The sequence below is a fragment of the Streptomyces buecherae genome (assembly GCF_014295035.1).
GTDB classification, from domain to species: domain Bacteria; phylum Actinomycetota; class Actinomycetes; order Streptomycetales; family Streptomycetaceae; genus Streptomyces; species Streptomyces youssoufiensis.
Window position 1 is genome coordinate 5,288,228 of the sequence record NZ_CP060404.1, and the last position, 14,977, is coordinate 5,303,204.

Below are 14,977 nucleotides of genomic sequence, written 5' to 3' on the forward strand. Positions count from 1 at the left end.
GGGGTCGGTCGTGGCGGCGGGGCGGGCCGGATCGGCGGGCGGGGTGGCCGAGGGGGCGAGGGGGGCGGGGGTCGCGGTGTTGGCGGTGCTCATGGGTCTCTCCTGGTCCGGGGGGTTCACCGGTCCCCGGGGCCGACCACAGACCCGGCACAACGCAGGACGCCCCGGGCCTTGGCTGGCCCGGGGCGCCTGGGAAGTCGCTTAAGTGATCAAGCAGCACGACCATGGCAGCCGGACGGGCCGGTGCCATAGGTAAAGACGAAGGTCATGTGCTTGGACATGGAGCAGAGTATGGGCCCGTTAGGATGGAAAGTCCAACCCCCCGTACCACCGCCGGAAGGCCGCCCCAGTGCCATCAGCGACTCCCTCCGCCACCGAAGCGCACGAGCCGGACCCCGTCCTCGTCGTCGACTTCGGCGCGCAGTACGCACAGCTCATCGCCCGTCGCGTGCGCGAGGCGCGGGTGTACAGCGAGATCGTGCCGTCCACCATGCCGGTGGCCGAGATGCTCGCCAAGAACCCGCGGGCGATAATCCTCTCCGGCGGCCCCTCGTCGGTGTACGAGGAGGGCGCGCCGCGCGTCGACCGCGCCCTGTTCGAGGCCGGGGTCCCCGTCTTCGGCATGTGCTACGGGTTCCAGTTGATGGCCGAGTCGCTGGGCGGCACCGTCGACGACAACGGCGCCAGGGAGTACGGGCGGACGCCGCTGGCGGTCGCCAAGTCCGGCTCCACGCTCTTCGAGGGCACCCCGGACCAGCAGACCGTGTGGATGTCGCACGGCGACGCGTGCTCCGCCGCGCCCGAGGGCTTCACCGTCACCGCCTCCACCGACGTGGTCCCGGTCGCCGCCTTCGAGAACGACGAGCAGAAGCTCTACGGCGTGCAGTACCACCCCGAGGTCATGCACACCACGCACGGCCAGCAGGTCCTGGAGCACTTCCTGTACCGCGGCGCCGGCATCGAGCCCACCTGGACCACGAGCAACGTGGTCGAGGAGGCCGTCGCGGCCATCCGTCAGCAGGTCGGCAGCAAGCGCGCGATCTGCGGGCTCTCCGGTGGCGTGGACTCGGCCGTGGCCGCGGCCCTGGTGCAGAAGGCCATCGGCTCGCAGCTCACCTGCGTCTACGTGGACCACGGCCTGATGCGCAAGGGCGAGTCCGAGCAGGTCGAGAAGGACTTCGTGGCCGCCACCGGCGTGCAGCTCAAGGTGGTCGACGCCGAGGAGCGGTTCCTGACCGCGCTGGCCGGCGTGTCCGACCCGGAGCAGAAGCGCAAGATCATCGGCCGGGAGTTCATCCGGGTCTTCGAGCAGGCCCAGGCCGAACTGGTCGCCGAGGCGGGCGAGGCCGGCGAGGACGTCGCCTTCCTCGTCCAGGGCACCCTCTACCCCGACGTCGTCGAGTCCGGCGGCGGCACCGGCACCGCCAACATCAAGTCGCACCACAACGTCGGCGGCCTCCCCGAGGACATCGAGTTCGAGCTGGTGGAGCCGCTGCGCAAGCTGTTCAAGGACGAGGTCCGGATGGTCGGCCAGGAACTGGGCCTGCCTGAGGAGATCGTCCAGCGGCAGCCCTTCCCAGGCCCCGGGCTCGGCATCCGCATCGTCGGCGAGGTCACCAAGGAGCGGCTCGACCTGCTCCGCGAGGCTGACGCCATCGCCCGCGAGGAGCTGACCGCGGCCGGCCTCGACCGCGACATCTGGCAGTGCCCCGTGGTGCTGCTCGCCGACGTCCGCTCGGTCGGCGTGCAGGGCGACGGCCGCACCTACGGCCACCCGATCGTGCTGCGCCCGGTCTCCTCCGAGGACGCGATGACGGCCGACTGGTCGCGCCTCCCGTACGACGTGCTCTCGCGCATCTCCACCCGCATCACCAACGAGGTCGACGAGGTCAACCGGGTGGTCCTGGACATCACCAGCAAGCCCCCCGGCACCATCGAGTGGGAGTGACCCCTCCCGCCTCACCGCGCCCCGCGTAACGGCCGCGCCGCCCCCGATCTCCCGGGGGCGGCGCGGCCGTTCGTGGTGGAGCACGGGGGTGGGGTTGGTCAGGTCGGGCTGGGGTGGGCAGGTCTTCGTGGTGGTGGGCAAGTCGTGGTGGTGCGTGGGGGCGGGTTGGTCGGGTGGGGCTGGGGTGGGCCAGCCGCGAGCGGTTGACGTGAATAATGGTTCAACTTTTACGGTGATCTCGTTGTCGGGAGGCCGCACCGCTCCGCGGATGCGTACATCAGCGCAGGTCACCGCGCATTCCCGAACCCGCTGTCGCGGGGCGACCGCCTTCGCGGCGGTCCGTGCGAGGTGGCCCCGACCGTGAGGAGAGGGACCGTGCTCAAGACCTACTCGGACGAGGAACTGCTGCAGCAGCCGGTCGGCTACTGGACCGGCGTCGCCCAGGAACTGGTCGTTGGCAGCATCAACGACACCCTGGGCTCCATGGGCATCCGGCAGCCGCAGTGGTGGGTGCTGAACCTGATCAACCGCTCCGACGACGGGCTGACGCGGGCGGAGCTGCCCGCGGGGCTGCGGCACCACGTGGACTCGTCCGTCACCGACTCGGTCGCCGACGACCTCACCGGGCGCGGCTGGCTCGCCGAGGGTCGGGACCAGCGGCTGCGGCTGACGGAGGAGGGGTCCGCCGCGTTCGCCACGCTGTGGGAACGCGTGCCACAGACGCTGGCCCGGATTCGCGCCGGCTTCTCGGACGCCGAATACGTCCAGCTCATCAACCTGCTGCGGCGGGTCGTGGACAACCTCGACGGCCACAGCGACCTCGACTGACCAGCGCTGGCCCTGACCTGGCCATGACCTGGCACGGCCTGTCCGGGGCTGGCATGGATTGACCGGTGCTGACCGTGGGCTGGTCTGGGCTGACCGCCGGTCGCTTGAGCAGGGCCGACCGGTCGCTTGAGTGGGGCCGGCCGGTCCGGGCGGGTGCGGCTCCGAACCGGCCGCGACCGGTGTGCCGGAGGGGGCTCCAGCACAGGCGCGCGGCCGGCCCCACGGGGACACTGGGGGCCCGGCGACCGAGAGGCGAGGCCATGACCCAGGGACGGTGGACGGCGGGCGGCGGCGCGACCGGCGGTCCGCCCGGCGGGCGACGGCGCGGCTGGCGCTCCGCGCTCGCCCCGTACGCCCTGCTGCCGCTGCGCGTCTTCCTGGGCGTGACCTTCGTCTACGCCGGCCTCGACAAGCTGACCGACGCGTCGTTCCTGTCCGACAGCGGACCGGACTCGATCGGCGAGACGATGCGCTTCGCGCGCCCGTCGGCGGCCTTCCCCGACCTGGTCGACCTGGCGTTGAAGGCGCCCACCGGCTTCGGTTACGCCATCGCCTGCGGCGAACTCGCGGTCGGCCTCGGCACGCTGTTCGGCCTGCTGGCCCGGCTGGCGGCGCTCGGTGGGGCGCTGATCTCGCTGAGTCTGTGGCTGACCGTGAGCTGGTCGACGGAGCCGTACTACTACGGCAACGACCTGGCCTATCTGATGGCCTGGCTACCGCTCGTCCTGGCGGGCGCCCCGTACCTGTCCGTAGACGCCGCGCTCGCCCGCAACCACTGGCGTCGCGAGGGTGGACGCTGGCGTCGCGGTGGCGGTCGCGGGCGTGGGCGTCGTGGTGGCCGCATCTTCGGCTGAGCGACGCGTCCGGGGGCGCCGCCCGTCCCGGCCTTCCGGGCGAGCTTCGTCCGCCGTACTTCCGAGCCTGGTCCGCTTGCCGTCCTTTCGGCTGGGGCCCGCTTACCGTCCTCCGGCCGAGGCCCGCTTGCTCTCCTCCTGGCTGCGGTCCGGTGCCGGTCGCGGTCCGCTCGCCGCCCTCCTGGCCGTGGTCTGGTGCCGTTCTCCCGGTCGTGTCCCGCTCGCGGTCCTCCCGGTCGCGGTCTCGGCCGCGGTGCCGGTCGTGCCCCGGTGGCCGGCTCGTGCACTGGTGGGTTGCGGTCGCCGCGTCCCGCCGCTGTCTCTGCCGCTGAGGCATGTCGCTGGTACGTGCTGCCAGGCGTTCGGCCGTTACGCGCCCCGGCGGGCTTGGGCCGTCGCGTCTTCGGCCGGCCCCGCTCCGGGCCCCGGCCTGAGGCCGTACCACGGCCGGCCAGAGCGCACCACGCGGACCCGGCAGCGGCGGAGCTTCGCCGCGCGGGCGCCGCGATCCGCTCGTACCATCGCGGGCCCCTCGTGGCGCGGCACGGTGGGGCGGGCGGCGTGGTGGCCGGCACCGGTGCGGCGGGGCCGACCCGGGACGGGGCCGGGGCACTGGTGGGCCGGGCCGACGGCGCATCGGAGCGGTGGCCGGCCGCCCGCGACCGGCTTCGCGCGCACTCGTGCGCCCCGGGGCGCACAAGCGCGGTCAGCCGGCACGAACGGCCTAAGCACGACTGGCGTTAATCAGCCCGTATGGGTGGGATCGTCCAGGTGACCGGCGCAAGCGCCCGTGTCACTGGCCGCCGCACCTCGCGCGGGTACGCACGATGCCGCGCATGAGACCCATCTCCGAGCGCCTAGCCGCGCTCCGATCACGCGCCGGCGCCGCCGGCGTCGCATGTGCCGTGGTCGCCACGGCCGTGCCCATCCTGACGTTCGGCCTGAGCGCACCGCCAGCGGCGGCGGCGCCCCTGCCGGGCGGCCTCGGCCCGTGTGTGCCGGGGTCATGCCCCGACCCGTTCCCGCCGGTCAACAACGACGCCTTCCACGGCCGGGACGACGCGATCAACATCTTCGTCGGCGACGACTTCCTGGTGCGCGGCCGGGCGGCCGAGGCCGAGGGCCGCGTGGTCGTGCTCGACAACTTCGACCAGAACAAGGACGCCGTCACCGGCGGCCTCTACAACCTCGGCATCGTCGGGGTCGGCTCGCGTGTCCCGCCGCCGGACGGCTCGGACTTCCTGAGCACCGGTGGCGACGTGACCATCGCGCCCGGGCAGGTCCTGGACACGACCGGCGGCGTCGTCGGTGAGCAGGGCATCGTCCGGCACGCCGGGACGCTCACCGGCACCGTCCGGGGCACGACCATCCAGGACAGTGACGCGGTCGCGCCGTACACCGCCCTGCGGGACGAGCTCACGGCGGCCAGCCGCTGCTACGCGCGGGTGGACGGCGCGCCGCGACCCGCCACGGGCACCGCGGTCAACCAGGGCTACCAGACGCTGTTCACCGGCGACGGCACCTCCTCGCTCCAGGTGTTCAACGTGGACTTCGACATGGTGGGGGCGGGCGGTGGCGCGCAGGGCATCGCCTTCGCGGGCATCCCGGCCGATGCCACGATCCTCGTCAACATCGTCGGCGCGGACCGCACCATCAACACCTACAGCGGTGGCATCACCGACGACGACCCGCTGAACGCCTACCGCGAGCGGCTGCTGTGGAACTTCCCCGACGCCACGTCGGTGGACCTGGTCGGCAGCGGCCAGTTCCAGGGCAGCGTCCTGGTGGGTGAGCAGACGTCGACGACCACGGTGACGCTCCCCGGCGTCAACGGCCGCATGTTCACCACCGGCTCGCTGACCCACACGAGCTCGGCGACCGGTGGCGGCGGCCAGGAGTTCCACGCGTACCCGTTCAACGGTGACCTGCCGGACTGCGGTACCGGCCCCGGCCCGACGACCGGTGAGGTCAGCGTCCTGAAGACGGACGCGGCGACGGGTGACGCGTTGGCGGGTGCGGAGTTCACGTTGTGGCGTGAGACGAACGGTACCGAGGGGTTGCAGACCACGGGCGATGACCCGGACACCCGGGTTTCCACGTGTACGACTCCCGCTAGTGGTGTGTGTGCGGACACCACCAGTCTCGGTACGTACTACTGGGAGGAGACGGCGGCACCTGACGGGTACGAGTTGCCTGCCGATCCGGTGTTTGGTCCGTTGACGTTGACGGAGGAGAACGCTGATACGGGTGTGCGGGTTGAGGCGGAGAACACGGATTCGCCCGAGCCGCCGGTGACCGGTGACGTGAGCGTGTTGAAGACGGACGCCGGCTCGGGTGACCCGTTGGCGGGCGCGGAGTTCGTGCTGTGGCGGGAGAGCAACGGCGTGGCTGGGCTCCAGACCACGGGCGATGACCCGGACACCCGGGTTTCGGAGTGCACGACGCCTGCCAGCGGCGAATGCTCCGAGACGACCGGCCTCGGCACCTACTACTGGGAAGAGACCGCGGCACCCCCGGGGTACGACCTGCCCACCCCGAGCATCTTCGGCCCGCTCACGCTGACCGAGGAGAACGCCGCCGAAGGCGTACGCGTCGAGGCGTCGAACAGCTCCACCCCGGTGCCACCGACGACCGGTGAGGTCAGCGTCCTGAAGACGGATGCGGCGACGGGTGACGCGTTGGCGGGTGCGGAGTTCACGTTGTGGCGTGAGACGAACGGTACCGAGGGGTTGCAGACCACGGGCGATGACCCGGACACCCGGGTTTCCACGTGTACGACTCCCGCTAGTGGTGTGTGTGCGGACACCACCAGTCTCGGTACGTACTACTGGGAGGAGACGGCGGCTCCGGATGGTTACGAGTTGCCTGCCGATCCGGTGTTTGGTCCGTTGACGTTGACGGAGGAGAACGCTGATACGGGTGTGCGGGTTGAGGCGGAGAACACGGATTCGCCCGAGCCGCCGGTGACCGGTGACGTGAGCGTGCTCAAGACGGACGCCGGCTCGGGTGACCCGTTGGCGGGCGCGGAGTTCGTGCTGTGGCGCGAGAGCAACGGCGTGGCCGGTCTCCAGACCACCGGTGACGACCCGGACACCCGGGTCTCGGAGTGCACGACCCCGGCCAGCGGCGAATGCTCCGAGACGACCGGCTTCGGTACTTACTACTGGGAGGAGACGGCTGCTCCCGACGGGTACGACCTGCCCGACCCGAACGTCTTCGGCCCGCTCACGTTGACCGAGGAGAACGCTGGCGCCGGCGTACGCGTCGAGGCGTCGAACACCGCGACGACCGTGCCGCCCGGCACCGGTGAGGTCAGCGTGTTGAAGACGGACGCGGCAACGGGTGACCCGCTGGCGGGTGCCGAGTTCACGCTGTGGCGCGAGAGCAACGGCACGCCCGGGCTCCAGACCACGGGCGCCGACCCCGACACCCGGGTTTCCACCTGCACCACCCCCACCAGCGGCGTCTGCGCCGACACGACCGAACTCGGTACGTACTACTGGGAGGAGACCGCTGCTCCCGACGGGTACGACCTGCCCGACCCGAACGTCTTCGGACCGCTCACGCTGACCGAGGACAACGCCGACACCGGCGTACGCGTCGAGGCGGCGAACAGCTCCTCGTCCGAGCCGGAGCCGACCACCGGCGAGGTGAGCGTGCTCAAGACCGACGCCGAGACCGGTGACCCGCTCGCCGGCGCCGGGTTCACGCTGTGGCGGGAGAGCAACGGCACCGAGGGGTTGCAGACCACGGGCGGTGACCCGGACACCCGGGTCTCCACCTGCACCACCCCCGCCAGCGGCGTCTGCGCCGACACGACGGGCCTCGGCACGTACTACTGGGAGGAGACCGACGCTCCCGACGGGTACGAGCTGCCCGATCCGAACGTGTTCGGACCGCTCACGCTGACCGAGGAGAACGCCGAGGCCGGCGTGCGGGTCGAGGCGGCGAACACCGCTTCGACCGTGCCCCCCGGCACCGGTGAGGTCAGCGTGCTGAAGGCGGACTCGGACTCGGGCGACCCGCTCGCCGGCGCCGAGTTCGTGCTGTGGCGGGAGAGCAACGGCACGCCCGGGCTCCAGACCACGGGCGCCGACCCGGACACCCGGGTCTCGGCGTGCACGACGCCTGCCAGCGGTGTGTGTGCCGACACGACCGAACTCGGTACGTACTACTGGGAGGAGACGGCCGCTCCCGACGGGTACGACCTGCCCGACCCGAACGTCTTCGGCCCACTCACGCTGACCGAGGACAACGCCGACACCGGGGTCCGCATCGAGGCGGCGAACCACCGCTCGTCCGAGCCGGAGCCCACCACCGGCGAGGTGAGCGTGCTCAAGACCGACGCCGAGACCGGCGACGCGCTGGCGGGTGCGGAGTTCACGCTGTGGCGGGAGAGCAACGGTACCGAGGGGTTGCAGACCACGGGCGGCGACCCGGACACCCGGGTCTCCACCTGCACCACCCCGGCCAGCGGTGTGTGCGCCGACGCCACCAGCCTCGGTACGTACTACTGGGTCGAGAACGAAGCCCCCGACGGCTACGAGCTGCCGGACGACACCACCTTCGGTCCGCTCACGCTGACCGAGGAGAACGCCGAGGCCGGTGTACGGGTCGAAGCGAAGAACACCCGCAAGGCCACGCCTCCCGGCAAGGGCTCGATCAAGCTGCTGAAGAAGGACGCCAAGCACGGGCAGCCGCTCGCGGGCGCCGTCTTCGAACTGTGGCGGGAGACCAACGGCGTCGCGGGCCTGCAGACCAGGGGCGACAACCCCGACACCCGTCAGGACCGGGGCTGCTCGACCGACAAGGCCGGCGTGTGCACCTTCGACGGCCTTCCGGTCGGGGAGTACTACCTCCGCGAGACGGCCGTCCCCGAGGGGTACGAACTGCCGGAGAACCCCGTCTCCGGCCCGTACGAGGTGACGAAGGAGAACAGCTCCGAGGGCGTCACCGTGGAACTGGCCAACAAGCGCGGCGAGCCGTGCAAGGGCAAGGACTGCAAGCCCCAGCCGCCGTGCGAGTGCTGCGACCACTGCAAGTGCTGTGACCACGGCCACGGCGGCGAGCACGGCCGCGACTGCCACCACGGCGAGCACGGCAACCACGGCGACCACGGCAAGAGCTGCCACCACCACAACAACGGTCACCACCACGACAAGAACGGTCACCACGACAAGAACGGTCACCACGACAAGAACGGCCACCACGGCAAGAACGGCCAGCACGGCCACCACAACGACGGCCAGCACGGCAAGGACGGCCGCCGCAACGACGACAACAACCACGGTCACGACCACCACAGCACCCCCAACAAGAACAAGAAGCACGACAAGAACCACAAGAACGGCGACCACCACAAGGCCGACGAGCACCGCAAGGGCGGCGACCACGGCAAGGGCGGCGAGCACCAGCCGCACGCCAACTCGCGCTCCTGACGCTCACCGGTTCGGCCGTCCATGACTGGGCGGCCGAACCGGCCCGGTGTTGCACTGACAGGGCTCCGGAACGTTCTCCCAGGAGGTTGTGACGTGCGCCCTGTCCGTCTTCCCCGTGCCGTGGCCGCTGTCGCGGCCACGGCACTTCTCGGTGCGGCGACGGCACTGGCCGGCGCCGCACCCGCCTCCGCTGCCTCAGCCTCAGCCGGTGCCGCGTGCACCGCCCCCACCGGGCCCTACCAGCGCCCACTGGAGAAACATCTGGGTCGGCCCGTCGACGGTCGGCAGTCCGCCGCGGACTGCCGGGCCATCCGCGCCTTCCAGGCCGAGCACGGCACCGCCCGCACGGACGGCTATGCCGACCTCGGCACGTATCGCACGCTGGTCGCGGTGCGGGCCGCGCACCGCCCGAATGCCGCTGGTCACTGCCCGGTTCGCTCCTTCCGAGTCACCTGCGTTGACATGGACCGACAGTTGCTGTGGATGCAGACCGGCGACCGGCTGGACTTCGGCCCCGTACCGATCCGCACCGGCCGGGACGCCCAGGAGACCCGGCCCGGCTAGCACGCGATCTACTCCCGCAGCAAGGACCACGTCTCCACCCTCTACGCCAACGCCCCCATGCCGTACGCCCAGTGCTTCGACGGAGGCCAGGCGCTGCACGGCAGGCCCGGCGACCTCTTCGACGGCGGCGGCTCAGCCGGCTGCGTGAACCTGACCGTCAAGGACGCGGCGACGCTCTGGGACCTCCTCCACCTCAAGGACCGCGTCTACGTCTGGGGCACCAAGCCCGGCACCGCCGACTGACCGGCCCCGCTCCGGCCAGCTCTCGACCGCCCCCGCGCCGCCCCTCGCGCCGGGCTGCCATGCGTCGATCCGCCACACGCCGGCTCCCCCGGCCCCGCTCGGGCCGGCCGCTCACCTTCCGCGCGGTGCCTGCCTCGCGTCCAGCAGGTGCCTGCTTCGCCTCCTCCGGGTGCCTGCTTCGCTCGGATCGGATGCCCGCATCGCCCACTCGGGATGACCGCTTCGCGGGTGCGCGTGCCGGTGCGAGGCGGCGGGCGTGGGTGGTAGGTGCGGGGTCTCCCGCCGCCGGGTGTCGGGTGGTTGGGATCGGTGCCGGGCCATCGGCGGTTGGGGCGGGCGTCGGGCAGACCGGGTGCTGGGACGTTGGGCGACCTGTCAGGTGCCGCCCGCCCGTGGCTGCCCTACCCGCCGTCGGGACCCTGGCCTGAATCCGGGTCCGGGGCCGGGTCCCGGTCCAGGTACCGGTCCGGGCGTATGTCGGTACGGCTGGTGGTGAGGTCGGGACTGGTGGAGTCCGTGCGGGTGGGGGCCGTGCCGGTGGAGCCGGTGTCCGTGGAGTGGGAGTTCGCGGGGCCAGTGTCCGGGCGGTCCGTGGTTGTGGGGTCCGTGTCGACGGTTTGGGGGGCCGGCTTCGGCTGCGCGGTGCTCGCTGGCCTCGCCGTGCTCACCGCCTCCGCCGTGCTCCCCGTACCGTGCGGGCTGCGTTCCGCCCCGTCCACCCAGGGTGCGTAGGCAGCGGCGTGTGCCCTGCGGTGCCAGGCCATGGCGAGTTCCTCGGGCGACGGCGTGCTCGTCGCGGCCTCGATGCGCCGGGCGCGGTTGCGGCGGCGGCGCAGCGCGTGGGTCATCGCTGTGATCAGCGCCGCGAGCACCAGCCCGACCCCGAGCGCCGGCAGCAGCGCGAAGGGCGGTGGGTCCCAGGTGCCGGCCGCGTCCAACGCGTACCCGACGCCGACCGCGAGCGCCGCGGCGCCGGCGATGAGTCGGCCCGGTTCGAAGGTGTGCCGTTTCATGGCCGTACCACCGCCACCTGTCCCACGCCCACGTCGAGATCGAGCACCAGCGTGCCGCGCGTCTTCGCTGCCGGCAGCGGCTTGCCACCGGCCTGCGGCTGGACGGTCACCTCGCGCGAGCGTCGGGGCGCCACGTCCACGTCGTCCCCGCGCTCACCCGGGAGTTGGATGTCGCCGAAGCCCACCGCCACCGTGAGCCGTAGCTGCACGTCGGCGGGCACCGCGACCCGCAACTTGCCCGCGCCGACCGAGGCGTGTGTGCCGAGCGTACGGCCGCGGCCCGGGCGCAGTTTGGTCAGGTCGAGCTTGGCGTACCCGGTGCCCAGCTCGTACCGATCGCGCAGCTCGGCCGGCTCGGTGGCCTGCCAGGTGCGCTCGCGCCAGTCGGCGGTCACCGACTTCGGCAGCGCCGCGGCCCCCGCGAGCAGCGCGGCCGTCAGCGCCACGGAGACCATCGTGCCGCCGCTGGTGCGCCCGTACAGACTGCTGACAGCGAGCCCGACGCCGAACACCGCCAGCGCGCACGCCAGCCCTGTCTCCAGGCTGGTGCCGAGCGGCTGGGTGCTCCACGTGGCGCTGACGCCGATCACGGCGGCGCACGTGGCCAGCAGGAACATCCGGCCGCCGATCCCCTCGCCGCGCGGGGCGGGTGGCGGGCTGGCGGAGGAGCCCGCGCGCCGCTCGTACGGGGTGTCGTCGGGGCCCCACAGATAGGCCGTGACCGTCACGGGGCGGATGGCGCCCGGCAGACCCGTGGTGCCGTCCTTGACGATCGGGTCGCGCCACCAGGACGGGGAGCCGGGCACGGGCGGGGCCCGCGTCTCGGGCGGCGCGTCGGCGACCGCCTGCGCCGTCGCCGGGTCCACCGGGCCGTCGCCCTCCGCGTGGCGCCGGTGCCGCGACCAGTACCCCGCGCCGACCGCGGCCAGCGAGACCATCATCGCGAAGCCCACGACGCTGCCGTTGTTGAGCATCGAGAGGAACAGGCCGCAGCCGACCAGGGCGGCCAGCACCGCGGTCAGCGCCGGACCCTCGACGCGGCCGGACAGCAGCCGCCTGCCCTCGTTCTCATCCTCCCCGTAGCTCGGGATGAGCAGCCAGGCGAAGCCGTACGCGACCAGGCCGAGGCCGCCCGCCGCGCCGAGCACGGCGAGCACCACGCGGAAGATGACCGGGTCCAGGTCGCAGTACCGGCCGAGGCCCCCGCACACGCCCGAGATCACCTTGTGCTCACGGCTGCGCCGCAGGGGCTCGCGCGCGGGCGGCCCTGGCTCGGTGGCCGTGGCGCCGCCGGGCGTCGTCGGGGTGCCCGCGGCGCCGTCCTCGGCGGTGGGTGCGTCGGTCATGCGTCCATGGTGTCAACCCGGCTCGCCAGATGGCAGCCGCCATGACCCTGGCCGTTCCCTGAGATCCCCCCGACCCACCCCCAAGGGGCGCTCGGGCGCACCGCGCGCCCCCGTCGATCGATGGGGACGCGAAGTCGGGAGACGGTCCGGGCGAGGCGGAGGGCTCGATTCCGCGTTGTTTTCCGCAGCCTGGGGAGCACTCCCAGGGGGCACGACGTGCGACGCAAGGCGGGGATACGGCAAGGAGGCGGCTATCGTGGCCGTTCGAACGGTGCCGGGGGAAGTAGAGGGGTGTGCGGTGTCGGACGAGGGGCGGTTGGTCGCCGAGCGGTACCGGCTGGTGGAGCGGATCGGCCGGGGCGGTATGGGCACCGTGTGGAGAGCCGCCGACGAACTGCTGGGCCGTCAGGTCGCCATCAAGCAGTTGCACATCTCGCCGCACCTGGCCGACGACGAACTGGCCACGCTGTACGAGCGGACGCGGCGCGAGGCGCAGAGCGCCGCGCGCATCGCCCACCCCAACGTGGTCGTGGTGCACGACGTCGTGGACGACCGCGGCGTGCCGTGCATCGTGATGGAGTACGTGCCCTCCACGACCCTCGCCGACGTGCTCAAGCGCAAGGGCCGCATCGAGCCCGAGGAGGCCGCCAGGATCGGCCGCGGCATGATCGCCGCCCTGCGGGCCGCGCACGCGGCGGGCGTGCTGCACCGGGACGTCAAGCCCGGCAACGTCCTCCTGGGCACCGGCGGCAGCCACGGCCCCGGCCACCACGCCGACGGCGACCCCGGCGACCACGCGACCAGCGGCGGACACCGCGCCGTGGGCCGCGGCCCGCTCGGCGACGGCCGGGTGGTGCTCACCGACTTCGGCATAGCCGTCGCCTCCGGCACCTCCACCCTGACCAAGACCGGCGAACTCGTCGGCTCCATCGACTACGTGGCCCCCGAGCGCGTCAAGGGCGGCAAGCCCGGCCCCGCGTCCGACCTGTGGGCGCTGGGCGCGACGCTGTACCAGGCGGTGGAGGGGCGGCCTCCGTTCCGTAAGGACACCGCGTTCGAGACGGCGTACGCGATCGCCGTGGACGAGCTGCCGCCGCTGCGCCACGCCGGCGTCCTCGCCCCGCTCGTGGAGGCCCTGCTCGACAAGGACCCGGACGCGCGGCCGTCGGCGGAGACGGTGGAGTGGACGCTACGGGCCGCCGCCGCCGAGGCCGAGACGGAGCTGATGCGGTCATCGCTGCTGCCGGAGCGGGACGCCGCACGCGCCACACCTGACGCGGCAGCAGCACGTACCGCACCTGACGCCGTGGCACCGGCCGCCCCAGACGCCACCGCGAACCTCGCGCCGGTCACGGCACCGACGCGTATCAACGAGGGCGTGGTGGCCGCCGGGGCGGCTCCGACCCCCGAGGCGACGCCGGCCGCCACCGGGAACGCGGCCTCCGGGACGACGCCGGGCAGCGCCCCACTCGCCGCACGCGACACTCCCGACCCGGCCCACCCCCACACGCCCACCCCGGGCGGGCCGCACTCGGACGTCGGTACCGTTCCCACCCGCTTGCGGGCCGATCGCCAGCAGACTCACTCACCGCAGCAGCCGAACCAGTCCCAACAGCCACAGCACGTACAGCAATCACAGCAGGCCGGCCGGTCGCCTCAGTCCCACCAGCCGCACCAGCCGAATCAGTCCCACCAAATTGCTCAGCCGCAGCAGCCCCAGCAGTCGCATCAGCCCGCGCAATCCCTCCAGCACGCGCCGTCCCCGCAGCAGCCCCACCCCCACGCGCAGAACCGTCCCACGCCCGTGGGGCACGCGTCCGTGGGGCAGACGTCGGCGGCGCGCCCCCAGACAGGTCACGCGTCGGCGGGCCGCTCGTCCTCGCTCACCGCACCCACCTCGATCGGCGTGCCGGACGGGGCGGGCGGCGCGGGCGGGCGGCGGCGCGGGCGGGCGACGCTGTGGGTGGCGGTGGCCGTGGGAGTGATCGCGGCCGGCGCCGGCGCCGTGGTCGTCTACCTGGCGTCGAGCGACAAGGACGACGGCGGGGCGCGGACCAGCGCGCGGCAGAGCGCGTCGCAGCGGCCCGGCAGCGACGGAGCGGGCCCGGCGAAGCCCGGCGCGCCGAAGCCCAAGCCATCCCCGGTGCCGGCCGGTTACCACCTGGTGCACGAGAAGGACCTGGGCGTCTCGTTCCCGGTTCCCGACGGCTGGACGCGCAAGTCGGGCACCGGCGAGCAGGTCGACTACGTGGACCCCACCGGCAAGGTCGGCATAAAGATCAACGTGCTGGACTTCGCCAGCTCCGACCACCTGGAGCACTTCGAGGACATCGAGGCGCAGTGGCGCGAGCGCGAGCCCACGCTCAAGCGGCTGCGCATGCAGCGCACGACGTTCCGCGGCGACCCCGCCGCCATCTGGGAGTTCTCCTTCCGCGGTAAGGCCAGGGAGTTCCGCGGCATCGACCTCGGCTTCGGCGAGGTGGGCAAGGAGGAGTACGCCATCTACGTGTCGGGGCCGAGCGACCAGTGGTCGGAGTACCGGCCCATCTTCGACGTCATCAAGGACAGCTTCCACACGGCCGACGACGTCAAGAGGGCGGAGGGCGCGGCGGCCGGCACCGGCTCCTGACCATCACCGCCACCGCCATCACCGTTCTGCTGGCCGCTGGCCGCTGGCCGCTGGCCGGTGGTGGGCGGGGCCGGGGCGGTCGGCGGCGGCCTGAGCGGGCCCCTTTCGGGGCAG

The 14,977-nt window shown here is 72.7% G+C and carries 7 protein-coding genes and 1 pseudogene; 6 read left to right on the forward strand and 2 right to left on the reverse strand.

From position 1 onward, the window contains the following. Positions 1-349: 349 nt before the first annotated feature. The 5 genes and pseudogenes from guaA (at position 350) to H7H31_RS20895 (ending at position 9,875) form a co-directional block, all read left to right on the forward strand. Positions 350-1,948 carry a glutamine-hydrolyzing GMP synthase gene (guaA, locus tag H7H31_RS20875; protein WP_176162137.1) on the forward strand — a complete coding sequence of 533 codons (1,599 nt, stop codon included), beginning with the start codon at positions 350-352 and terminating at the stop codon, positions 1,946-1,948. Positions 1,949-2,323: 375 nt separating this feature from the next. After that, positions 2,324-2,776: a MarR family winged helix-turn-helix transcriptional regulator gene (locus H7H31_RS20880; protein ID WP_187061773.1), complete on the forward strand. Its 453-nt coding sequence runs from the start codon at positions 2,324-2,326 to the stop codon at positions 2,774-2,776. Positions 2,777-3,036: 260 nt separating this feature from the next. After that, a complete protein-coding gene (locus H7H31_RS20885; RefSeq protein ID WP_187061774.1) occupies positions 3,037-3,630 on the forward strand; it encodes a DoxX family protein in 594 nt (197 codons plus the stop codon). Between the two features lie 836 nt (positions 3,631-4,466). Beyond that, positions 4,467-9,068 (forward strand): SpaA isopeptide-forming pilin-related protein, encoded by a 4,602-nt coding sequence (locus H7H31_RS20890; RefSeq protein ID WP_187061775.1) that lies wholly within the window; start codon positions 4,467-4,469, stop codon positions 9,066-9,068. Positions 9,069-9,188: 120 nt separating this feature from the next. Beyond that, a pseudogene (locus H7H31_RS20895) lies at positions 9,189-9,875 on the forward strand (L,D-transpeptidase). A gap of 401 nt (positions 9,876-10,276) precedes the next feature. Here the strand turns inward: H7H31_RS20895 and H7H31_RS20900 are convergent. Both H7H31_RS20900 and H7H31_RS20905 read right to left on the reverse strand, forming a co-directional pair. Beyond that, on the reverse strand, positions 10,277-10,888 hold the full coding sequence (locus H7H31_RS20900; RefSeq protein WP_187061776.1) for a hypothetical protein: 612 nt from the start codon (positions 10,886-10,888) through the stop codon (positions 10,277-10,279). Beyond that, the gene (locus H7H31_RS20905; RefSeq protein ID WP_187061777.1) at positions 10,885-12,234 is read right to left on the reverse strand and encodes a PspC domain-containing protein; all 1,350 of its coding nucleotides are present in this window, start codon (positions 12,232-12,234) and stop codon (positions 10,885-10,887) included. Before H7H31_RS20905 ends, H7H31_RS20900 begins: the two co-directional genes overlap by 4 nt. A 256-nt stretch (positions 12,235-12,490) precedes the next feature. On the opposite strand from H7H31_RS20905, the gene H7H31_RS34155 reads away from it, so the two are divergent. Continuing rightward, positions 12,491-14,863, forward strand: coding sequence for a protein kinase domain-containing protein (locus tag H7H31_RS34155; RefSeq protein ID WP_372455995.1), 2,373 nt, complete (start codon positions 12,491-12,493; stop codon positions 14,861-14,863). Positions 14,864-14,977 lie beyond the last annotated feature (114 nt).

Excerpts from the sequence above, each read along its gene's own strand:
- H7H31_RS20890 (WP_187061775.1), top strand. The coding sequence starts at position 4,467 with ATGAGACCCATCTCCGAGCGCCTAGCCGCGCTCCGATCACGCGCCGGC.
- H7H31_RS20905 (WP_187061777.1), bottom strand. The coding sequence starts at position 12,234 with ATGACCGACGCACCCACCGCCGAGGACGGCGCCGCGGGCACCCCGACG.
- H7H31_RS20885 (WP_187061774.1), top strand. The coding sequence starts at position 3,037 with ATGACCCAGGGACGGTGGACGGCGGGCGGCGGCGCGACCGGCGGTCCG.
- H7H31_RS20900 (WP_187061776.1), bottom strand. The coding sequence starts at position 10,888 with ATGAAACGGCACACCTTCGAACCGGGCCGACTCATCGCCGGCGCCGCG.